Source organism: Paraburkholderia unamae (genome assembly GCF_003096875.1).
Taxonomy (GTDB): Bacteria; Pseudomonadota; Gammaproteobacteria; order Burkholderiales; family Burkholderiaceae; genus Paraburkholderia; species Paraburkholderia unamae.
In genome coordinates this window covers 219,115-238,679 of the sequence record NZ_QEOB01000001.1, presented here as the reverse complement: position 1 = coordinate 238,679, position 19,565 = coordinate 219,115, and the positions used below count along the sequence as shown (strand labels likewise).

Below are 19,565 nucleotides of genomic sequence, written 5' to 3'. Positions count from 1 at the left end.
TGCCGGATGCGTGCAGCGCGACGCCGATTTTGCGTTGCCTGCGAGCATCGTCTTGTCCGGATGGCCAGCTTGACGCGTCATACGCGACCGGTATCATACGAGCGGCCCGAACGATGGCCAACGCACTTTTCCCCTATCTATATGTGGGAATTGCCGCATTGTTCGCCGGAATTCCCGCCCGCTTGCGCGAGATTGCGCCATCCTTCAGGCAGTGCGAGCTGGCTCGCAGCCGCACGCCGCCCGGTCACCGCCGGTGCCTGACCTCGATTAACCGATTGTCCGCCTCGCGCGAGCTGTGATGAAAAACGTCTGGTCCGCAACGCTTACCGCCGCTGTCACGCTCGCGCTCGCAAGCGCCAGCACGCTCGCCCGCGCGGATTGTTTCGACGAAGCCGCGCGCTACCAGAAGGTCAACCCGCTCATCCTGCGCGCGATCGCCTGGCAGGAATCGCACAACCGCCCCGACGCGGTACACAGGAATGCGAACGGTTCGACCGACTACGGCGTCATGCAGATCAACTCCGTGCATCTGCCCGTGCTCTCGCAGTACGGCATCTCGTCGAGCACGCTCATGGAGCCGTGCAAAAACGTTTATATCGCCGCGTGGCATCTGCGCCAGAAGATGAACAAGTACGGCAACACGTGGGCGGCCGTGGGCGCGTACCACTCCGAAACGCCGTCGCTGCGCGACCAGTACGCACAGCAGATCGCCGACATCCTGCGCAAGTGGCATCTCATGCAGTAGCGCGCTGAGCGCGCAAGACGCGCTCGCGCCCCGAAAGCCGCGCGGGCCTGTCCTGCGCCGCACGCCTGCATGGTGCAAAATGCTGGCTTACGCCGCGCCTTCGCGCGCGCCGATCCCACCCGTTTTCACTTTCTGCACCCCACTGCGATGAACCAGCCGCCACTGCCCGTCACCGTGCTCTCCGGCTTTCTGGGCGCGGGCAAGACCACGCTGCTCAACCATATCCTCACGAACCGCGCGGGCCTGCGCGTGGCCGTGATCGTCAACGACCTCGCCTCAGTGAACGTCGACGCCGCGCTCGTGCGCGACGCCTCGGTGCTCTCGCACGTCGAGGAGCGCCTCGTGGAGATGTCGAACGGCTGCATTTGCTGCACACTGCGCGACGACCTGCTCACCGAAATCCAGCGTCTCGCCGACCCGGCGCGCGCCGGGCAGCGCTTCGACGCCATCGTGATCGAATCGACGGGTATTGCCGAGCCCATGCCGATCGCCGAGACCTTCACGTTCGCCGGCGACGAGGGCGTCGCGCTCGACGCGTTCGCGCGCCTCGACACGATGGTCACCGTGGTCGACGCCTTCAACTTCCTGCGCGACTACGCGAGCGCCGATCAACTCGCGCAGCGCGGCGTGGCCGCGAGCGAGGACGACGACCGCGCGATCGTCGAGTTGCTCGTCGATCAGGTGGAGTTCTGCGACGTGCTCGTGCTCAACAAGGCGGACCTCGTGAGCGAGGACGAACTCGCGCACCTGCAACATATTCTCGCGCGCATCAATCCGCGCGCGGTGCAGGTGGTGAGCCGCTTCGGCGCGGTGGCGCTCGACGAGGTGATCAACACGGGCCGCTTCGATTTCGACGCGGCGTCGAGCGCGCCGGGCTGGCTCGCCTCGCTTCACGAACACGAGCACGATCACGAGCATTGCGACGACCCGACGCATAACCACACGCATCGCCACGAAGCCGACGCGTTCGGCATCGGCAACTTTGTGTATCGCGCGCGCCGCCCGTTTCATCCCGAGCGCTTCTGGGCGCTGCTGAATCAGGAATGGAAGGGCGTGCTGCGCTCGAAGGGCTTTTTCTGGCTCGCCACGCGCAACGACATCACGGGTACGCTCTCGCAGGCGGGCGGCGTGTGCCGTCACGGCCCCGCGGGTACGTGGTGGGCCGCGCTGCCTCGCGAAGAGTGGCCGCAAGACGCCGAGCTTGAAAAGGAGATTGCCGCCGACTGGCTGGGCGAGCTCGACGACGCCAGCGTCGGCGACCGGCGCCAGGAGCTGGTGATGATCGGCGTGGAACTCGATCGAGACGCTTGGCAAGCGAAGTTCGACGCATGCCTGCTCACCGACGCCGAATACGCGGCGGGCCCCGACGCCTGGCAGGGCTACGCGGACCCGTTCCCGTCCTGGGAGCTCGATGACGACGATCACGATCATGACCACGACGATCATGGTGAAATCATCCACCGTCCGTGATAGTTCCAGATAGCCGGAACGACGCACTCAACGAACAACGGCGCCGCACAATGCGGCGCCGTTTGCTTGTGTGCGGCACGGATGTTTGAACCGTGCAGGCGAAAAAAAACCCGCCAGGGGCGGGTGTCAACTTAAAGCGGTAATACCTTAGCGCTTGTTGACGGCGTCCTTGAACGCCTTGCCAGCCGTGAACTTGACGGTCTTGGCTGCGGGAATCTTGATGGTTTCGCCGGTCTTCGGGTTACGGCCCGTACGGGCTGCGCGCTTGCCCGAACCGAAGCTGCCGAAGCCGATCAGTTGCACTGCGTCACCCTTCGACACAGCCTTCTTGACCACTTCGAGGAGCGTGTCCAGCGTCTCGCCGGTTTGTGCCTTGCTAGCGCCCGTCTGTGCTGCGACGGCGTCGATCAGTTCCTGTTTATTCATTGAGAAGTTCCTTTCTGTGTTTAGGTTGACACGAACAGCGCGAACGCGCCGATTATACGGACGCGTGCCGCGCCGTCGAGCAGCAACGGACCCGGAGCACCCCGGCGATTTCGCGTTGCGGCGGCAAGCATATGTGCTTCGCCACAACGGCCGTGCTGCCGCTTCCCTGGGCGGCGCTTGCTATGATAGCGCAGCGCAAACCCAATAACGACAAGGGTTTCGAAGATTTCGCGCCGGTTTTGCGGGTTTTTTTGGGCATGCAGATGTTTTTGGGGTGTTCGCCCCTGCAAATCCCCCCGCCCAGGACGATTTCCGACAGCCGCGCGTTGCGCCGCGCCAACGCAGCATAAGCGCAAACGCCGGTCAGGCAAGCGTTTGCGGCGATCTCGCCTGGCCGCGTCGCGTGCTTTTTTCAGCCGCTTTCCAGCGACTTGCAGCTTCGTTCCTTCCTCGCTTTCACCTCACCTCTGGCTTCGCGTTCCTCATGACCGCCACCCTGACACCCGCCACGCTCGCTTTCCGGGAAGACGGCACACCGTATTCGCCCATGTATGGCGACGTTTATCACAGCACGTCCGGCGCACTCGCCCAGGCGCAAGCCGTTTTCCTGCACGGCAACGGCCTGCCGCAGCGCTGGCAAGACCGGCGGATCTTCACCGTGGTCGAGACCGGCTTCGGCATGGGCGTGAACTTTCTCGCCACGTGGCTCGCGTGGCGCGACGACCCGGCGCGCTGCGAGCGCCTGCATTTCGTCTCGGTCGAAAAACACCCGTTCGCGCCCAACGATCTGCGTACCGTGCTCGACGCGGTCGTTGCGCACACACCCGAAGCGCCGCTCGCCCGCGAACTCATCGACGCGTGGCCCATGCTCGTGCCGGGCACGCACCGGCTCGAATTCGAAGGCGGACGAGTGACGCTCACCCTCGTTTTCGGCGACGCGCTCGAGGTATTTCCCAAAATGTGGATGCGCGCCGACGCGATCTACCTCGACGGCTTCGCGCCCGCGAAGAACCCGGATCTCTGGTCGCCCGCCATCTTCAAGGCGCTCGCGCGCATTGCGGGCGAGGGCGCCACCTTCGCGACGTGGAGCAGCTCGGGCGACGTGAAGCGCGCATTGCAGCAAAGCGGCTTCGAATATCAGAAGGTGGAGGGCTTCGGCGGCAAGTGGGCGATGCTGGTCGGACGCTTCGCGCCGCGCTGGCGCGTGCGCCGCTACGAGCCGCCGCTGCCGCTCGCGCTGCGCGAACGGCACGCGATCGTCGTGGGAGCCGGGCTCGCGGGCTGTGCGCTCGTCGAGCGGCTCGCGGCGCGCGGCTGGCGCGTGACGCTCATCGAGCGCAACGCCGCGCCCGCGCTCGAGGCCTCGGGCAATCCGGCCGGCGTGTTTCATCCGCTGATTTCGCGCGACGACAGCAGCGCCTCGCGCATCACGCGCGCGGGCTTCCTTTATGCGCTGCGACGCTGGGCAGCGCTCGAAGCCGCGGGCCATGCGCCCACCCGCTCGCACGCGGGGCTGCTCCATCTCGCCACTGACGACGAATCGCGCGCCGTCGCCGCCGCGCTCGAATCATTCGGCTATCCCAACGAATTCGTGACTGCTGTCACTCGCGAGGAGGCTCAGGCGCTTGCCGGCGCCGCCCTCGCGCAGGGCGGCTGGTTCTATCCGCACGGCGGCGCGATCGACCCGGCTTCGTTGTGCCGTGCGCAATGCGCGTTCGCCGCGGCGCTGCCCAGCGCGCAGGTCGAATCACGTTTCGGTGTGCGTATCGGTCACATCGCGCGCGCAGGTCAGGGCAACCAAGCCGATGACGCCGATTACTCCGATTGGCAGGTATTCGACGAAGCCGGGCGGCTCGTGGCGCAGGCGGGCGTCGTGATCTTCGCGAACGCCCAGGACGCTTCGCGCGCCGCCGCGCTCGCCCATGCGCCCACGCGCATCGTGCGCGGCCAGCTCACGCTCGTCGATCCCAGTCCGCTCGCGAACCTGCGCGTACCCGTGATCGGTGAAGGCTACGCGGTGCCGCTCGACGGCGGAGTCACGCTCGCTGGCGCCACCTACGAAGTCGACGACGCGGGCGGCGAACTGCGCGCCGCAGGCCACATCGAGAATCTCGAACGCGTGGCGCACATGCTGCCGGAGCTCGCCGGGGCAATCGGCACAAGCGGCACAAGCGGCACAAGCGGTGCACCCGGCAACTTCGCCGGCCGGGTGGCGTTTCGCTGCGTGACGAGCGACCGCATGCCCATGCTCGGCCCGCTCGCCGACGAGGAAGCCGCCCGCCGCGACGCCCAGCGCCTCGCCGGGGCGTGGCCGCAGGACCTGCCGCGCGCGCCGGGGCTTTACGGCGCCTACGCGTTCGGCTCGCGCGGGCTCGTGTGGGCAGGGCTCGGTGCCGAGCTGATCGCGTCGCAACTCGAAGGCGAGCCGTGGCCGATGGAGCGCGAACTCGCCGATCAACTCGATCCGGCTCGCTTCCTCCAACGGGCTTTGCGCCAGCGCAATGTTTGAGCGTGGGGCGGGAATCAGGTCAGACAGAAGCCGGAAACCGGTTATCCCCGCGAATCTGTGGATAACCGCGCGAATTGACAGCGAATCGAGTGTGGACGCGGTGTGGACGTAAACGGGGTAACTCAGTGGGGCGCGAACCAGGCCCAAAAGTTACTCTTCGAAGCGCCTGCGGTCCGCACATGCTTTGCATGCGGTTGTGCGGACGCCAACTGGCTGATCTTTTTCGGTTAACCGGAGTTATCCACAGAAAAAGGTCTCCTTTGTTAACTTCTACTACGTATACATACGGTAAACCGTAAACCCAAAGCTAACGCTATCGCCGTCGGCCAGCATCACCAGGCTAAAGCTTGAAAACCCCGAGGCAAGCGCTCCGGCCGAAGCGGTCATTTTTTCCGCTCGCATCGCGAAAAGCGCACAATGAGGACGCAATTACCGTCTTCGTGACGGCTTTCGAACCCGCGCGGACAATTGCAAAAAAGCTATGGCACAATCGCCGTTCTTTCCGCGTCACATGCCACATCAGATGGCCGACGCGTCCAAGGAACGGTTGCCCCTCATCCCGAATCTGAGTGCTCAGGGAAGACGGCAACGTTCGTTCATCCAACGCGGGCGCCGCCATACCAAACGGAACGCGCCCGTACCGGCTGTTCGCCGCACCGCGATGTGCCGGCGCAATGGTTTCCCGCAGTCGCAGCAGCTAGCGCAGGTTCACGTCGGCTCGCCACACGGGCGCGCCGGCCGGCCACATCGAACCGCGCCAGCGCGGCGCGAGCGCGAACGCTGCGCCAACCGAGGTTAGAGGTGCCGCTCGCCTTGCGCGGCACGCGGCTTGCCTGCGTGTCAGTCGTTTGTCGATCCAACGTCGGACAGCCGGACTGTCTCTGAAAAATGGGAGAAGCCACCACGATGAAGTCGGCGTTTTCGTTTTTCCCCGCCTGGCCGTTGCCGCTCGACGGAATCTTCTGGGCCGGGCTCGCACTCCTCGCCGCCGGTTTGTGCGGCGAGCTCTGCTATCGGGCGTGGCGCTTGCCGCGGATTTCGGGCTATGGGGTGATCGGCCTCATTGCCGGATCGGCCGGGTTTGGCGTGATCGACGCCAATGTCGGCACCTCTGCGCGGCCGCTGCTCGATGTCGCGCTCGGCCTGCTGCTGTTCGAACTCGGCAGCCGGCTCGACCTGCGCTGGATCCGCCGCAATCCCTGGCTGATCCTCTCGAGTCTTGCCGAGGCGTCGCTCACCTTCGTGCTCGTGCTCGTGGTGCTGCTGTTCCTTTCGGTGCCGGCGATGATCGCGCTCGTCGTGGCCGCGATTTCCATGGCCACGTCGCCCGCCATGGTGATCCAGCTCAAGACCGAGTTGCGCGCGGAAGGGCAGGTCACGCAGCGTCTGCTCACGCTCACGGCGCTCAACAGCATGTATGCCGTGATTGTGGAAAAGCTCGCTTCCAGCTGGCTGCACCAGGAAATCTATGGAAACGTGTTCGCGACCATTCTTCAGCCGCTTTACCTGCTGATCGGCTCGCTGATTCTCGCGTTCGTGCTGGCGCGCGCGTGCACGCTTTTTTACCGGCGCCTGAGCCCGCAGGACGAGCACTCGTTCGTCGCGCTCTTCGGCCTCGTGCTGCTCGCGATCGCCATTGCGCATCTGCTCAAGCTTTCGACGATCCTGAGCCTGCTGGCCGCCGGCATCATCGTGAAGAATCTCGAAGCGCGGCCGCAGTTGTGGCCGCAGCACTTCGGCACGGCGGGGTGGCTGCTCACCGTGATCCTTTTCGTGCTCACGCTCACGACCTTCGAGTGGCACGACATTCTCGTGGGCGGCGTGGCCGCGGCGGGGCTGATCGTCGCACGGCTCGTGGCGAAACTCGTCGGTGTGCTGATCTTCGCGAAGCCGAGCGGTCTCGACTGGAAGCAGGGCGTCGCGCTCGGGGTTGCGCTCGCGCCAATGTCGGCGCTGGCGCTGCTGCTTGTCGAGGACACCTACGAGCTTTATCCGACCTTCGATCCGCGGCTGCGCGCGATCATGCTCTGCGCGATCGTCGTGCTTCAGCTCCTCGGGCCGTGGCTCGTCTACCGCGCGCTGGCGCTCGTCGGCGAGCGCGGCGAACAATGAATTACGCGGCGCGCGAGCATCGCCGCGCGCCGCCCTGTAAGGGGATGCCATGTCACTGGAAGCGTTTGTCGATTCGAAGCCGTTCACCTTCGGCGTCGAACTCGAAATGCAGATCGTCAACACGCATGACTACGATCTGACCAAGGCGGGGAGCGACCTCATGCGCCTCGTCAAAGATCAGGAGATTCCGGGTAACATCACGCCCGAAATCACCGAAAGCATGATCGAGCTTTCCACGGGTATCTGCACGACGCACGAGCAGGCCGTGGCCGATCTGCGCAAGATTCGCGACGTGCTCGTCGCCGCGGCCGATCGCCTCAACGTCGGCCTGTGCGGGGGCGGCACGCACGCGTTCCAGCAGTGGAGCGACCGGCGTATCGTGGATACCCCGCGCTTTCAGTACCTTTCCGAGCTCTACGGCTACCTCGCCAAGCAGTTCACGGTGTTCGGCCAGCACGTGCACATCGGCTGTCCCGATCCCGACAGCGCGCTCTTTCTGCTGCACTCGCTTTCGCGCTTCATCCCGCATTTCATCGCGCTCTCGGCGTCGTCGCCCTATGTGCAGGGCGTGGACACCGGCTTTCACTCGGCGCGCCTGAATTCGGTGTTCGCGTTTCCGCTTTCGGGCCGTGCGCCCTTCGTGCTGAGCTGGGAGGAGTTCAAGGAGTACTTCTCGAAGATGGTGCACACGGGCGTTGTCAACAGCATGAAAGACTTCTACTGGGACATCCGCCCGAAGCCCGGTTTCGGCACGATCGAGGTGCGCGTGATGGACACGCCGCTTTCGGTGGAGCGTGCGGCCGCGATCGCCTGCTACATCCAGACGCTCGCGCGCCATCTGCTCACCGATCGCCCGATCGTGCCGCGTGAAGACGACTATCTCGTCTACACGTTCAATCGTTTCCAGGCGTGCCGCTTCGGCCTCGCCGGCACCTGCGTGAATCCGCAGACAGGCGAGCGCCGCACGATTTCGGAAGACATTCTCGACACGCTGGAGCGGATCGCGCCGCACGGCGAGGCGCTCGGCTCGACGCGCGCGCTCACGGAAATCGGCACGATCGCCCGCGCGCAGACCAACGACGCCACCTGGCTGCGCAGCGTGGTGGCCGAGGAGAAGTCGCTGCACGAGGCGGTGCGGCAGCAGTGCCTGCGCTGGCGCGCATAAGCGCGGGGCACTCGTAAAGGACCACTGACCGAATTTGCAAGGTGCGCCGCAAGGGCCCTGAGTGGTGCAGGCACGTAAAGAAGGGCGGCTCTCGGGCCGCCCTTCTTGCTTCCAGCCGCCAAAAAAGCGCTGAAACCGGGCCTTGCGGGGCCCGGAGCGCACTTTTTTCGAGGCGCGCAGAAATATTTTTTTGCTTGTTTCGAGGTACCAGGGGATCCTTATATTTTGACCTGGATCGCGACATACGCCATATTCACGACGGAAAAGGCCACACGCCTGTGGGTAACCTTCGAATTCCCTGCAAACTCAATGGACTGCGTAATGAAAGACGCGCGGCAATCGGGCAGATTTCAGTTGCGTTTGCGACAGAAATCCGCGATAACCTGCAAACATCCCGGGTGAAGATTGCGCGTTGTCAAGAACCTGTGCACATGATCGTAGCGCGCTTATCAACGGGTTATCCACAATTCACGTTGGATAAGTTAGCTGTGCGATTGGCTACTCTCGCATAGAATGGCGGTTTGCTGCTCGGGCGTCGGGACTTGAAGGATGTTTTCGCCGCCCGCGGCAAGAAGCATGACCGTGCAACGCGTACCATGGCGTACGCGAAGCAGGAATTTTTTGAGATGGTGCGGCGTTCGGGAAAACCGGGCGCCAGCGTTCCCACAGGCCGTCGGCCAGAACGGCGGCTGACGATGCAGCGCAAGCTGCCAATAACCAGCGAAAGACTATGAGCGAAGGCGTATACGGAGAGCAGGCAGCCGGGCGGGTGACCCATAGCCTGCTGCGACTGAGCACGGCAATGCGGAGCCAGGCGTGGGACTGGGCCGAAGGGGCAGGACTCACGCCTACCCAGGGCGAAATTCTCGTGCTGCTGATGCAGCGCAAGGGGCCGATGCGCCTCGGCGAGATCGCACGTGAAACGGCCCTCACGGCCGCGACCACCAGCGATGCGGTGAGCACGCTCGAAACCAAGGGGCTCGTCGAAAAGCGTCGCGCGCTCGACGACGGCCGCGCACTCGCGGTGCGTCTCACCTCGCGCGGCCGCACGGCGGCGAAGAAGGCGTCGCAGTGGCCGGACTTCCTCTCGAAGGCGGTCGGCACGCTCAAGGCCGAAGAGCAGTCCACGCTCTATCGCACGTTGCTCAAGACGGTTTATCTGCTCGAAGCGCAGGAAACCAGCCCGCAACACCGCATGTGCCTGACCTGCTCGCATTTCGAGCCGAGCAAGAACCCGAAGAAGACGCCGCATCATTGCCAGCTGCTCGGCATCGATATGGCCGACACGGATCTGCGTCTCGATTGCTCGGTGTACGAACAGGCCGACGCGACGACCCAGAAGAAGAACTGGAAGATCTTCGCGGTTTAAGCCCGAAGCTGCGCTGCCGCCCCGTGCGGGCGGCGCGCGCGTGCACGCGTCATGCGTGCAACGCGCGGTCATGCAGCGCTTCCCGACGCCGCTTGCGCGCGCAATCGATTTGCGCCGCGCCGGCGTCGAAATTCGCATAGTTGTCACAAGTTTTTTGCCACGACCGTTGGCGCAAACGTTCGTCTTGAGCCAGGCCAACGCGGCGACGCGCTGGACGATGGGCAGGACGACGTACTAGTTGCCGACCGCCGACCCGGGAATTTGCCGATGAATCGCGAAGTATTGGCCATCCGCCATGTCTATTTCGAGGACCTCGGCAGTTTCGAGCGCGTGCTCGGCGATCGCGGACGTCCCGTGCGCTACGTGGACGTCGGCTTCGCGCGTATCGGCGCGCTCAATCCCTTGTCGGCCTCGCTCATGGTGATCCTGGGCGGCCCGATCAATGCGTGCGACGACGCACGCTATCCCACGCTCGTACCGCTCGCCGCGATGATCGAAAAGCGCATCGCGGCCGGACTGCCCACGCTTGGCATTTGCCTTGGCGCGCAGCTCATCGCGCGCGTGCTCGGCGCGCGCGTCTACGCCGGGCCCCGGCCCGAAATCGGCTGGACGCCGCTCACGCTCACCGACGCCGGCCGCGCCTCGCCGCTGCAACATCTCGACGGTGCGGCGACCTCCATGCTGCACTGGCATGGCGACACGTTCGATCTGCCGCAAGGCGCGACCCGTCTCGCTTCCACGCCGCTGTGTGAAAACCAGGCGTTTGCCTGGGGCGATCACGTGCTTGGCCTGCAATGCCATCCCGAAGTGCGCGCCGACCGCTTCGAGCCCTGGTTGATCGGCCATGCCTCGGAAATCGCCACGGCGGGCGTCGATGTCAACGCGCTGCGCGGCGACACGGCGCGCCACGGGCCGCTGCTCGAAGCACAGGCGAGCCGCATGTTTGGCGAATGGCTCGACGCCGCCGACGCGCACATGGCGCGCCAGTCCGCAAAACAGCCCTGAGTCGCGCTGAGGCGGTCCACAGGCGGACTCCACCGAAACACCAGCCGAACCCCCTGTCGAGCGCGTGAAAAATCCGCGTGCTATTCTCGGACGCTTCCGCCAACCGTCCGTGGATCTCCCATGAGCAAGCTTTTCACTCCGCTCGAACTGCGTGGCGTGACGCTCGCCAATCGCATCGTCGTCTCACCGATGTGCCAGTACTCCGCCGAACGAGGCGAAGCCAACGACTGGCACATGATCCATCTCGGTCATCTCGCGCTTTCGGGCGCCGCGATGCTCTGCATCGAAGCGACCGCCGTGGAGCCCGACGGCCGCATCACGCCAGGCGACCTCGGCCTGTGGGACGACGTGACCGAAGCCGCGCTCGAACCCGTGATTGCCGCGATACGCCGCCATTCGCCGATTCGCATCGCGATGCAGATCGCGCACGCGGGGCGCAAGGCGTCGAGCCACGTGCCCTGGGAAGGCGGCCAGCTGATTCCCGTCGCCGAGGGAGGATGGCTTCCGCATGCGCCTTCCGCGCTCCCGCACAAGGCCGATGAAACGCCGCCGCTCGCGCTCGACGTCGCGGGCCTCAATCGCGTGCGCGATGCGTTCGTGGCCACGGCGCGCCGCGCCGCGCGCCTCGGCATCGACGCGCTCGAAGTTCACGCTGCGCACGGTTATCTGCTGCACCAGTTCCTCTCGCCGATTGCGAACCAGCGCAGCGACGAATATGGCGGCTCGCGCGAGAACCGCATGCGCTTTCCGCTTGAAGTGTTCGATGCGGTGCGCGCGGAGTTTCCCGCCGATCGTCCTATAGGCGTGCGCGTTTCCGCGACGGACTGGGTCGATGGCGGCTGGACGCCCGAGGACACCGTGGTGTTCGCGCAGGCGCTCAAGGCGCGCGGCGCGGACTGGATCGACGTGTCGTCGGGCGGCGTGTCGCCGTTGCAGAAGATTCCGGTGGAGCCGGGCTATCAAGTGCCGTTCGCGCGCAAGGTGAAAGCGGAAACGGGCATGACGACCATTGCGGTGGGGCTCATCACCGACGCGTTGCAGGCCAATCAGATTCTCGAAGACGGCGAAGCCGACATGATCGCCATGGCGCGCGCGATGCTCTACGATCCGCGCTGGCCGTGGCACGCCGCTGCGCAACTGGGCGCGAGCGTGAGCGCGCCGCCGCAATACTGGCGCTCGCAACCGCGCGAGTTCAAGAAGCTGTTCGGCGAGACGACGCTTGGCCAGCGCTGAGGCGCGTATTGCGTCAGGCAGGTTGCGCGCGGCATACGGGTTGAACGAAAGAGGCGCGAACGTGTACGATGCCGTCTGTGGCGCGCCGGGCGTCACACGAGCGCGGCGCCGAATCGGCGCCGCGTTTGCGTGGGGGCGAGAAGCGAAGCGAGAAGCGATGCGTGCCGCTTCACCAGGCGAGCCGCCACACACGGCTTCATGAGAAAGCCGCTTGCCATGACCGGGGCAGTCTCCCCCAGTACTTCACAAGGATTCATTCAATGAGTGTACGCAGGATCGTCGTGCGCCAGTCGGGCGTGCACGGCAAGGGCGTGTTTGCGGCGGTCTCCATCGCGGCCGGAGATCGGCTGGTCGAATACAAGGGCGAGCGCATTTCCTGGAAGGAAGCGCTGCGCCGTCATCCGCATAATCCTGACGAACCGAATCACACGTTCTACTTCGCGCTCGACGAAGGCGGCGTGATCGACGGCAAGGTGAACGGCAACAGCGCGCGCTGGATCAATCATTCGTGCGCGCCGAACTGCGAAGCCGAGGAAATCGACGGGCACGTGTATATTCACGCGCTGCGCGACATTCCCGAAGGCGAGGAGCTTTTCTACGACTATGGCCTCGTGATCGACGCGAAGCAGACGAAGAAGCTCAAGCGCGAATACGAGTGCCGTTGTGGCGCGCGCAAGTGCCGCGGCACGATGCTCGCGCCGCCCGACGACGACAAGCCCGCGAAGGGCTCGAAGGGCAAGGGCAAAAAGAAGAAGTGAGCGAGTGAGCACGCCGCCGCGCGGCGCGTTGCACAAGACACAAGGGCCGCATGAGCGGCCCTTGTCGTTTGTGTCGCTGCGTGGCGTTACAGATCGACGCTTGCCTGGTGCGTGGGGTTCTTGCTGCCTTGCGGCTCACTGGGTGCGACGGCGTGAAGTTGGGCGGCTTCGGCAACCGGCGCTTCCTTGATATCCTTCGCGTCCCTCGCATCCCTGGCGCCAGGCGCGCGGGGTTTCACGAGCGGCACGCGCACGATGAAGCGCGCGCCGCCTTCGGGCGCATCTTCGTAATGCACGCTGCCACGATGCAGCGTCATGATGTCGTGCACGATTGCGAGACCCAGGCCCGCGCCGCTGTCCACGCCGCTTTCGCTCTGGCCGTCGCCGCGGAAAAATCGCTTGAAGAGATCCGCCTGCTGCGATGCCGGCACGCCGCCGCCGTTGTCTTCCACGATGATCTCGGCCATTCGCATGCCGTCGGCGACGGACTGCGAAACGGTCACGGTGATGCGACCGCCGTCCATGCGCGCGGGCGGCAAATACTTGAGCGCATTGTCGAGCAGATTCGCAATGACCTCGTGCAGCAGCACGGGGTTGCCACGCACCATCAACGGCGAGTCGTTCTCGGGGTCGTCGAGGCGCTGGAAGCCGAGGTCCACGTGGCTCGCGAGCGCGCGCGGCACCCACTCGGCGCCGGTCTCGAAGGCGAGCGCCGCCATGTCGATATCGACGAAACGCGCGGCCTGTTCACCTGGCTCCGCGCGCGCGAGCGACAGCAACTGGTTCGACAATCGCACCGCGCGGTCGGCCGCCGCGCGCAGCTCGCGCACGGCGTCGTTGACCTTTTGCGGCTCGCGCGCGTTCACGGCCTGCTCGGCGTGCAGCTTCACCGCAGTGAGCGGCGTGCGCAGCTGGTGCGCGGCGTCGGCGATGAACTTGCGCTGTGCGTCGAGCGCGGTTTTCAGGCGGCCGAGCAGCGCGTTGAGCGCCCCGGTGAGCGGACGGATTTCGACGGGCACATAGGTCTCGTCGACGGGTTCGAGCGAGGTGTGCGTCTGGCGATTAAGCGAATCGGCGAGTTGCGTGAGGGGGTTGAGCTGCTGATTCACCACGCGCCACACGATGACCCAGCCGGCCAGCAGCAGGAGCAGCAGCGGCATCATGATCGCGACGAGAAACTCGGCCGCGATGCGAAAGCGATGGTGCACGGGCTGACCGACTTCGACGACGATGGGATTGCCGTGCGGCTGTGGCACGCGAACCTGCGCGACGCGTACGCTCACGCCCCGGTACATCGTTTCGAACACGTACGCATAGTGCATGCGGCGCACGTTGGTGCCCTGGAGCGGCAGGTCATGATCGCCCGCGATTTCCGTTTCGCCGTTGCTGATGCGATAGATGAGATGTTCCACGGGGTCGGAGAACATCGCCTGGGCGAGCGGGGGAACGGTTTTGGGCGCGTCGGCGCCGGCGATCTGGATTTGCCGCGAAATGGCCGTGGCGAGGTCGGCAAGCGAGCGATCGACCACGTGCTGTGTGTATTGCCAGGCCAGCCAATAGGCGATCAGGCCGCTCATGAGCGCGAGCAGCGAAAGCGGGGCGGCGAGGCGCCGCAGCAGCGTGCGCCGCAGACTCGTTGCGGCAGGTGAGGACATGGTGGCTTCGGTGCGAATGATGAATCGTGGGTGCGGCGGCGTGCGCCGCACGGGATCGATCCATTGTACGCGGGCCGCGGGCGCGGCGGCGCAAGCATCGTAAGACGTATGAAGGCGGCGGAGCGCTCCGCCGCCTGGTCTGGCTCCGGCTCAGGAAACCGTGGCGGATCAGGCCGCCTGGCGGATTTCCTGGAGCAGATAGCCGAAGCCGCGCACCGTGACGATCTCGACACGGCAGTTTTCGAGCTTCTTGCGCACGCGGTGAACGTAGACTTCGATCGCGGTGTCGCCGAGGTCGCCGCCGAAGTGCGTGAGGTGGTCTTGCAGTTGCGCCTTGCTCACCACGCGGCCATGGCGCAGCAGCAGCATTTCGAGCACGGCGAATTCGCGCGGCGAGAGTTCGAGCGGCTTGTCGTCGTTGAAGATGCGGCGATCGACGCCCGACAGGCGCACGCCGCCAAGCGACACTTCGGGGCGCGGCACGTCGCCGTGCGGGCCGCTGCGGCGCATCACGGCGCGAATGCGCGCTTCGAGTTCGGCCGGCTCGAACGGCTTGAGCATGTAGTCGTCGGCGCCCGAATTCAGGCCCTGGACGCGGTCGTTCAGCTCGTCGCGCGCGGTGAGCACGATGACGGGCGTGTGCCGGTTGCTTTGACGAAAGCGCGAGAGCAGCGTCATGCCGTCGATGCCGGGCAGGCCCAGATCGAGAATCACGAGCTCATGTCGATTTTGCGTGAGGGCCTGTTCGGCGAAGATGCCGTCGTGGACCATGTCGACCGTGAAGCCGGCTTGTTCGAGGCTGGACTGGATGCCGCGTGCGATGGGGCGGTCGTCTTCGATCAGAAGGAGTCGCATGGGATTCGCTCAAGTACAATGGGTTTAGCGTTCAGGCACGCAGTTCGCGAAGCGTCGCTCGCCGGACTCATCGAGGCACAGCGACTGAGTGGCGCCGCGTGCGACAGTTGCACGATCACGATCCACATGTCCGATATTTTGATCACCGAACTCGAAGCCGCGATCAACTTCTGGCGCAACCGCTCGCCTTCGAGCGGCGACGAACTCGCGTTGTGCCAGGAGGCGAGTGCGCTCTCCAAGCCGTATGCGCTGCTGATTGTACAGCGTCAGAACACCATATCGCCGGAACGTTTAGACCCGATTGCCCGTGCTGCCTGGGAGTCTTACGTATCCATCAAGAATAGCCTTCAAAGCTGAAGGTTTGAGCGCCTGACACCCTGCATTATGCTTTCATGACGCGATGCGCGCACGCTGTGCGCATCGCGTAGTGTTACTTGCCCCTCGCATTCATCTGTCGCGTTGATCTGCGTCGATTTGTGTTGATCTGATTAGTACCGCTTAAGCGCTCAGCGGGCCCGCTGCGATCGAATCGATGAAACGCGCGAGTTCGACGTCGCGCGAAGTGAGGCCGTCGGCTTCGTGTGTGGAGAGCGTGATTTCGACGCGGTTGTACACGTTGAACCACTCGGGGTGATGGTCCATTTCCTGCGCCTTGATCGCCACGCGCGTCATGAAGCCAAAGGCTTCGTTGAAGTCCGCGAAACGGAAGTGGCGCTGGATCGCGTCGCGCCCGGCGACAGACTGCCAGCCGCGCAGGTCGGCCAGTTGCGACGCGCGTTCTTCGGATGTGAGTCGGTTGATCATCGTTGCACCTGTGTTGAGCTTGCGGCCCGGCGTGCGCCGTTGGCCAATCAGTCATTTTTTCACGTATGCCGGACGCGTGCGAGCGCGCACGTCAAGGATCGTGCGCGTGCTGCGGCGCAAGGCGGCACGCTTGCCGCGCTTCGTGGCGCGCCAGGCTCAAACGTCCCCGTCGTCGAGCCAGCCTTCGCGGGTGCCGCGCGTGATGATCGTGTCGCTGTGCAGCACGTCGCCCGCGGCGTGGGGCTGTGCCGCGATCATCACGCTGAGCGCGGCCGGATCGGCGAGGCGCGAAGCGATGCCCGCGCCGAGCGCGTCGAAAAGCTGCGCGAACGAGTCGATCACGAAATAGGTCTTCTGGAACGTGTCGATGCGATAGCGCGTGTTCAGCACGCGCTCGAGATCGAACGCGAGGCGGTTGGGCGCCGCGCTTTCCACGCTATAGAGTGTTTCGCCCTTGCTCGACACGATGCCCGCGCCATAGATCTTCACGCCGTTGGGCGCGCTCGCGCTGCGCATCAAGCCGAATTCCACCGTGTACCAGTAGAGCCGCGCGAGCAGCGGCAAGGCGCGTTCCTCGACGGCGAGCGCGGCGCGCCCGTAGGCGTGAATCGCATCGGCGAAAGTGGGGTCGGTGAGGAGCGGGACGTGCCCGAACAGATCGTGAAAACAGTCGGGTTCCTGGAGGTAGTCGAGCTGATCGGGGCGGCGCATCCACCACGTCACCGGAAAGCGCCGGTTAGCCAGGTGTTCGAAGAAAATTCGGTCGGGCACGAGGCCGGGCACGGCCACGATGCGCCAACCCGTCGCCGCCATCAGGCGCTCGCTCACCTGCTCGAACGAGGGCACGTGCGCGACGTTCAGGCCGATGCGCAACGCGCCTTCGATAAAGGCGTCGCAGGCACGGCCTTCGAGCAGGGCGCGCTGACGCCGGTAAAGAAGATCCCACACGGCGTGATCGGCCGCGCCGTAGCGTTCGAGCGGCTGGTCGATCGTGAAATCGGGTCGGGTGATGAGACCCGCGTCGAACTGCTCTTGCAGTTTCGCGGTGGCGGCGGCCATGTTCGTAACGCTCCACTAAAAAGACTTGCTGTGATGCAAGTGTAGAGCGGGTGGCGTGCGGGAGGTGCGCGTATCTAATGGGATAAGCTGTGAATATGCGATAATCGAGCGCAAATTAGTCAATTAACGCGGATTTCATTCATGCTTGAACTCGATCACTTCGATCTGGCGCTTCTCGACGTGCTACAGCGCTTTGGCCGCGCCACGCATCAGCAGCTTGGCGAGCAGGTTCCGCTCTCGCCTTCGCAGATCGGCAGGCGGTTGCAGCGGCTGGAAGCGTCGGGGGTGATCGACGGCTATCGCGTGGTGCTGCGGCCGGAAAAGCTCGGGCTCGGCGTGACGGCGTTCACGAGCCTCAAGCTCAAGCATCACGGGGACTCGATCATCGAGCAGTTCCAGCAACAGATCGATGTGCTGCCCGAAGTGCTCGAATGCCATGCCGTGGTGGGAGACGCCGACTATCTGCTGCGCATCGTCGCGCCCGATCTGAACGCACTCTCGACGTTCGTCATGAAGAAGCTCATGCGCGTGCCCGGCGTGGACAGCGTGCGCTCGAACATCGTGCTCACCACGTTCAAGCGCAACGGCCCGCTGCCGCTCGGGCATCTGGAGCCGGGCGCGCCGGCGGCGTAACGACAAGGCGATGGCGGGCCGCAAGGGCCCGCGCGCCGGGGTTGCTGATGGCTGCGGCTGGTTGTGGCTGGTTGTGCCTATCAGGCCGCGCTGGCCGTATTGAGCAGATCCACGTAGGCCACGGCCACGAGATCGTTTTCGTCCACGCCGAGCTTCGCGAATACCGCGTGCGCTTCGGCTTCGCCGCCTTGCTCGTCGTCCTCGGGGCCGAGCACCACTTCCAGTTCGACGAAATCGCCCAGGCCGTCCACCCGGTCGAGGTGGATGCGCGTGCGGCCCGCCAGATACACGTGGCGCTCCTTCGAGACGATGCCGCGCGTGGTCAGCGCCGTGGCGAGCAGCGAATGCATCGCCTCGGCGTTGGTCACCGGGCTGCGCGTGTAGTACGAGGCCTTCGGGCCGTCGCGGTCGTCGCGCTGATAGAAGATCAGCTCGGGCGGCGTTCCGTCGTCGAACTGGCGCAGCTTCAGACGGCCGCGCGGCACGTCATAGAAGAAGTCCTGCTGGCGAAAGATCAGCGGCGCTTCGGAGGCGAGCTGGGAGGCGCGCTCGCGCAGGGCGTCGAACTGATGGGCGCGGGCTTTGATTTCGATGTTGCGGGCCATGCAAGGCTCCTGTCGAACAAGGGAACGATGGGAGAGTCGGGAAGGAAACGCGCCGTGCAACATGGGCACGCCGGTGAGCGTGCCAAAAACGCGGCGCGAATTCCGAATCTAGCAAAACTTGCGTGACAGCGGTGTTACACGCGCAAGACGAACGCGCGGGCGCACGGTGCGTTCCATGGCCGTGTCTTCATGAGCGCGGCTCATATCGCCCACTGCGTTTCGATGGACTTGAGCGCCGCCGCGATGGTGGGTTCGTCACGGCGCGCGGCGAGCGTGATGAAGGTGAGTTCGGTCGGCACGCTTACACCTTCGATGATCGTGAGCCCGTGCGCATGCGCCTCGGCAAGCGCGGTCGAATCGCGCGCGAGTGTGAGGCCCACGCCCGACTTCACGAGATCGAGCATCGACGGTTCCTGGTCCACTTCCGCCACTTTCACGGGCTTCGCGTTCGCGGCCTCGAACAGCGTGGTGAGCAGGCGGTTGTGCGCGGAGGCGGGCGGCGTCCAGATCCACGGCAGCGCGGCGAGCGCCCGCCAGTCGCGCGCGTCCTTCACGCGCTCCTTCCAGCCCGCGGGCGCGAGCACGCGGTACTGGAAGCGGGTGAGCGTGATGGCGTGGAAGGCGTCGGGGTCGGGTTCGGGCTGGCCGATGTAATACCCCACGTCGAGCTCGCGCGAGCGCACCTGGTCGAGCACCCAGCCCGACATGCCGTGGCGCAGCGCCGTTTCGATCTGCGGCCAGGTCTCGACGAGCTGGCGCAGAAAGCCGCCAAGGCGCAGGAACGCCGGATCGAGAATCGTGCCGATGCGCAGCCGCCCGCGCACCTCGTGCCGCAGCGCGGCGGCGGCGCGCTGCACGTCGCCGGCGGCGGCGAGCGCGCGCTCGGCGTGCGGCAGGAGCGCCTGACCGTCGCGCGTGAGCGCGAGGCCGTGCGACGTGCGCGTGAAGAGGGCGACGCCCAATGCCTCCTGCAAATGCTTGATCTGGAGGCTCACGGCGGGTTGCGTGAGATGCAGATGCGTGGCCGCACGCGTGAGGTTGCCCTCGCGAGCGACCGTGACGAAAGCGCGGAGCAAGGTCAGGTCCATATCCTGATATTAAACCGCCTTATATCGCTGTTGAGCATTAATCATTGGATCGCGCCCCGGCGTCGCGATTACCC

18 protein-coding genes are annotated in these 19,565 nt (G+C 65.1%); 11 read left to right on the top strand and 7 right to left on the bottom strand.

Annotation, left to right across the window (positions count from 1 at the left end):
* The first annotated feature begins 298 nt into the window (after positions 1-298).
* Both C7402_RS01045 and C7402_RS01040 read left to right on the top strand, forming a co-directional pair.
* A complete protein-coding gene (locus C7402_RS01045; protein ID WP_112169987.1) occupies positions 299-745 on the top strand; it encodes a lytic transglycosylase domain-containing protein in 447 nt (148 codons plus the stop codon).
* A 147-nt stretch (positions 746-892) separates the two neighbouring features.
* Entirely contained in the window at positions 893-2,215 is a 1,323-nt protein-coding gene (locus C7402_RS01040; protein WP_116609655.1) for a GTP-binding protein, read from the top strand.
* Positions 2,216-2,362: 147 nt separating this feature from the next.
* Here C7402_RS01040 and C7402_RS01035 read toward each other — a convergent pair whose 3' ends face one another.
* On the bottom strand, positions 2,363-2,641 hold the full coding sequence (locus C7402_RS01035) for an HU family DNA-binding protein (RefSeq protein ID WP_027815965.1): 279 nt from the start codon (positions 2,639-2,641) through the stop codon (positions 2,363-2,365).
* A gap of 484 nt (positions 2,642-3,125) precedes the next feature.
* Between C7402_RS01035 and mnmC the strand changes: the two genes are divergently transcribed.
* From mnmC to C7402_RS00995, 7 genes are all read left to right on the top strand, one after another.
* Entirely contained in the window at positions 3,126-5,150 is a 2,025-nt protein-coding gene (mnmC, locus tag C7402_RS01025) for a bifunctional tRNA (5-methylaminomethyl-2-thiouridine)(34)-methyltransferase MnmC2/FAD-dependent 5-carboxymethylaminomethyl-2-thiouridine(34) oxidoreductase MnmC1 (RefSeq protein ID WP_116609363.1), read from the top strand.
* Positions 5,151-6,056: 906 nt separating this feature from the next.
* The gene (locus C7402_RS01020) at positions 6,057-7,262 is read left to right on the top strand and encodes a cation:proton antiporter (RefSeq protein ID WP_112170282.1); all 1,206 of its coding nucleotides are present in this window, start codon (positions 6,057-6,059) and stop codon (positions 7,260-7,262) included.
* A gap of 49 nt (positions 7,263-7,311) precedes the next feature.
* Positions 7,312-8,427, top strand: coding sequence for a YbdK family carboxylate-amine ligase (locus C7402_RS01015; protein ID WP_116609362.1), 1,116 nt, complete (start codon positions 7,312-7,314; stop codon positions 8,425-8,427).
* A gap of 730 nt (positions 8,428-9,157) precedes the next feature.
* Positions 9,158-9,796 carry a MarR family winged helix-turn-helix transcriptional regulator gene (locus C7402_RS01010; RefSeq protein ID WP_112169983.1) on the top strand — a complete coding sequence of 213 codons (639 nt, stop codon included), beginning with the start codon at positions 9,158-9,160 and terminating at the stop codon, positions 9,794-9,796.
* Between the two features lie 267 nt (positions 9,797-10,063).
* Entirely contained in the window at positions 10,064-10,801 is a 738-nt protein-coding gene (locus C7402_RS01005; protein WP_116609361.1) for a glutamine amidotransferase, read from the top strand.
* A 120-nt stretch (positions 10,802-10,921) separates the two neighbouring features.
* On the top strand, positions 10,922-12,034 hold the full coding sequence (locus C7402_RS01000) for an NADH:flavin oxidoreductase/NADH oxidase (RefSeq protein ID WP_112169981.1): 1,113 nt from the start codon (positions 10,922-10,924) through the stop codon (positions 12,032-12,034).
* Between the two features lie 260 nt (positions 12,035-12,294).
* Positions 12,295-12,792, top strand: a complete 498-nt coding sequence (locus C7402_RS00995; protein WP_112169980.1) for an SET domain-containing protein — start codon at positions 12,295-12,297, stop codon at positions 12,790-12,792.
* Between the two features lie 86 nt (positions 12,793-12,878).
* Here the strand turns inward: C7402_RS00995 and C7402_RS00990 are convergent, their stop codons facing one another.
* Positions 12,879-14,447, bottom strand: coding sequence for a sensor histidine kinase (locus C7402_RS00990; protein WP_116609654.1), 1,569 nt, complete (start codon positions 14,445-14,447; stop codon positions 12,879-12,881).
* A gap of 168 nt (positions 14,448-14,615) precedes the next feature.
* The gene (locus C7402_RS00985; RefSeq protein WP_027815974.1) at positions 14,616-15,302 is read right to left on the bottom strand and encodes a response regulator transcription factor; all 687 of its coding nucleotides are present in this window, start codon (positions 15,300-15,302) and stop codon (positions 14,616-14,618) included.
* Positions 15,303-15,428: 126 nt separating this feature from the next.
* On the opposite strand from C7402_RS00985, the gene C7402_RS00980 reads away from it, so the two are divergent.
* Positions 15,429-15,659: a DUF3717 domain-containing protein gene (locus C7402_RS00980; RefSeq protein ID WP_116609653.1), complete on the top strand. Its 231-nt coding sequence runs from the start codon at positions 15,429-15,431 to the stop codon at positions 15,657-15,659.
* Positions 15,660-15,800: 141 nt separating this feature from the next.
* Here the strand turns inward: C7402_RS00980 and C7402_RS00975 are convergent, their stop codons facing one another.
* Both C7402_RS00975 and phhA read right to left on the bottom strand, forming a co-directional pair.
* Positions 15,801-16,154: a 4a-hydroxytetrahydrobiopterin dehydratase gene (locus C7402_RS00975; protein ID WP_372460548.1), complete on the bottom strand. Its 354-nt coding sequence runs from the start codon at positions 16,152-16,154 to the stop codon at positions 15,801-15,803.
* 108 nt (positions 16,155-16,262) lie between these two features.
* Positions 16,263-17,165 (bottom strand): phenylalanine 4-monooxygenase, encoded by a 903-nt coding sequence (phhA, locus tag C7402_RS00970; protein ID WP_116609360.1) that lies wholly within the window; start codon positions 17,163-17,165, stop codon positions 16,263-16,265.
* 141 nt (positions 17,166-17,306) lie between these two features.
* Here phhA and C7402_RS00965 point away from each other — a divergent pair, with 141 nt between their 5' ends.
* A complete protein-coding gene (locus tag C7402_RS00965; RefSeq protein WP_028203286.1) occupies positions 17,307-17,798 on the top strand; it encodes an Lrp/AsnC family transcriptional regulator in 492 nt (163 codons plus the stop codon).
* 80 nt (positions 17,799-17,878) lie between these two features.
* Here C7402_RS00965 and C7402_RS00960 read toward each other — a convergent pair whose 3' ends face one another.
* On the bottom strand, positions 17,879-18,403 hold the full coding sequence (locus tag C7402_RS00960; RefSeq protein ID WP_116609359.1) for a class IV adenylate cyclase: 525 nt from the start codon (positions 18,401-18,403) through the stop codon (positions 17,879-17,881).
* A 200-nt stretch (positions 18,404-18,603) separates the two neighbouring features.
* Complete coding sequence (locus C7402_RS00955) at positions 18,604-19,491, bottom strand: LysR family transcriptional regulator (protein WP_112169976.1); 888 nt, start codon at positions 19,489-19,491, stop codon at positions 18,604-18,606.
* Between the last annotated feature and the right edge of the window lie 74 nt (positions 19,492-19,565).

Excerpts from the sequence above, each read along its gene's own strand:
- C7402_RS00990 (WP_116609654.1), bottom strand. The coding sequence starts at position 14,447 with ATGTCCTCACCTGCCGCAACGAGTCTGCGGCGCACGCTGCTGCGGCGC.
- C7402_RS01045 (WP_112169987.1), top strand. The coding sequence starts at position 299 with ATGAAAAACGTCTGGTCCGCAACGCTTACCGCCGCTGTCACGCTCGCG.
- C7402_RS01035 (WP_027815965.1), bottom strand. The coding sequence starts at position 2,641 with ATGAATAAACAGGAACTGATCGACGCCGTCGCAGCACAGACGGGCGCT.
- phhA (WP_116609360.1), bottom strand. The coding sequence starts at position 17,165 with ATGGCCGCCGCCACCGCGAAACTGCAAGAGCAGTTCGACGCGGGTCTC.
- C7402_RS00955 (WP_112169976.1), bottom strand. The coding sequence starts at position 19,491 with ATGGACCTGACCTTGCTCCGCGCTTTCGTCACGGTCGCTCGCGAGGGC.
- mnmC (WP_116609363.1), top strand. The coding sequence starts at position 3,126 with ATGACCGCCACCCTGACACCCGCCACGCTCGCTTTCCGGGAAGACGGC.
- C7402_RS00995 (WP_112169980.1), top strand. The coding sequence starts at position 12,295 with ATGAGTGTACGCAGGATCGTCGTGCGCCAGTCGGGCGTGCACGGCAAG.
- C7402_RS01005 (WP_116609361.1), top strand. The coding sequence starts at position 10,064 with ATGAATCGCGAAGTATTGGCCATCCGCCATGTCTATTTCGAGGACCTC.
- C7402_RS00985 (WP_027815974.1), bottom strand. The coding sequence starts at position 15,302 with ATGCGACTCCTTCTGATCGAAGACGACCGCCCCATCGCACGCGGCATC.
- C7402_RS01000 (WP_112169981.1), top strand. The coding sequence starts at position 10,922 with ATGAGCAAGCTTTTCACTCCGCTCGAACTGCGTGGCGTGACGCTCGCC.
- C7402_RS01015 (WP_116609362.1), top strand. The coding sequence starts at position 7,312 with ATGTCACTGGAAGCGTTTGTCGATTCGAAGCCGTTCACCTTCGGCGTC.
- C7402_RS00960 (WP_116609359.1), bottom strand. The coding sequence starts at position 18,403 with ATGGCCCGCAACATCGAAATCAAAGCCCGCGCCCATCAGTTCGACGCC.
- C7402_RS01040 (WP_116609655.1), top strand. The coding sequence starts at position 893 with ATGAACCAGCCGCCACTGCCCGTCACCGTGCTCTCCGGCTTTCTGGGC.
- C7402_RS00965 (WP_028203286.1), top strand. The coding sequence starts at position 17,307 with ATGCTTGAACTCGATCACTTCGATCTGGCGCTTCTCGACGTGCTACAG.
- C7402_RS01020 (WP_112170282.1), top strand. The coding sequence starts at position 6,057 with ATGAAGTCGGCGTTTTCGTTTTTCCCCGCCTGGCCGTTGCCGCTCGAC.
- C7402_RS00980 (WP_116609653.1), top strand. The coding sequence starts at position 15,429 with ATGTCCGATATTTTGATCACCGAACTCGAAGCCGCGATCAACTTCTGG.
- C7402_RS01010 (WP_112169983.1), top strand. The coding sequence starts at position 9,158 with ATGAGCGAAGGCGTATACGGAGAGCAGGCAGCCGGGCGGGTGACCCAT.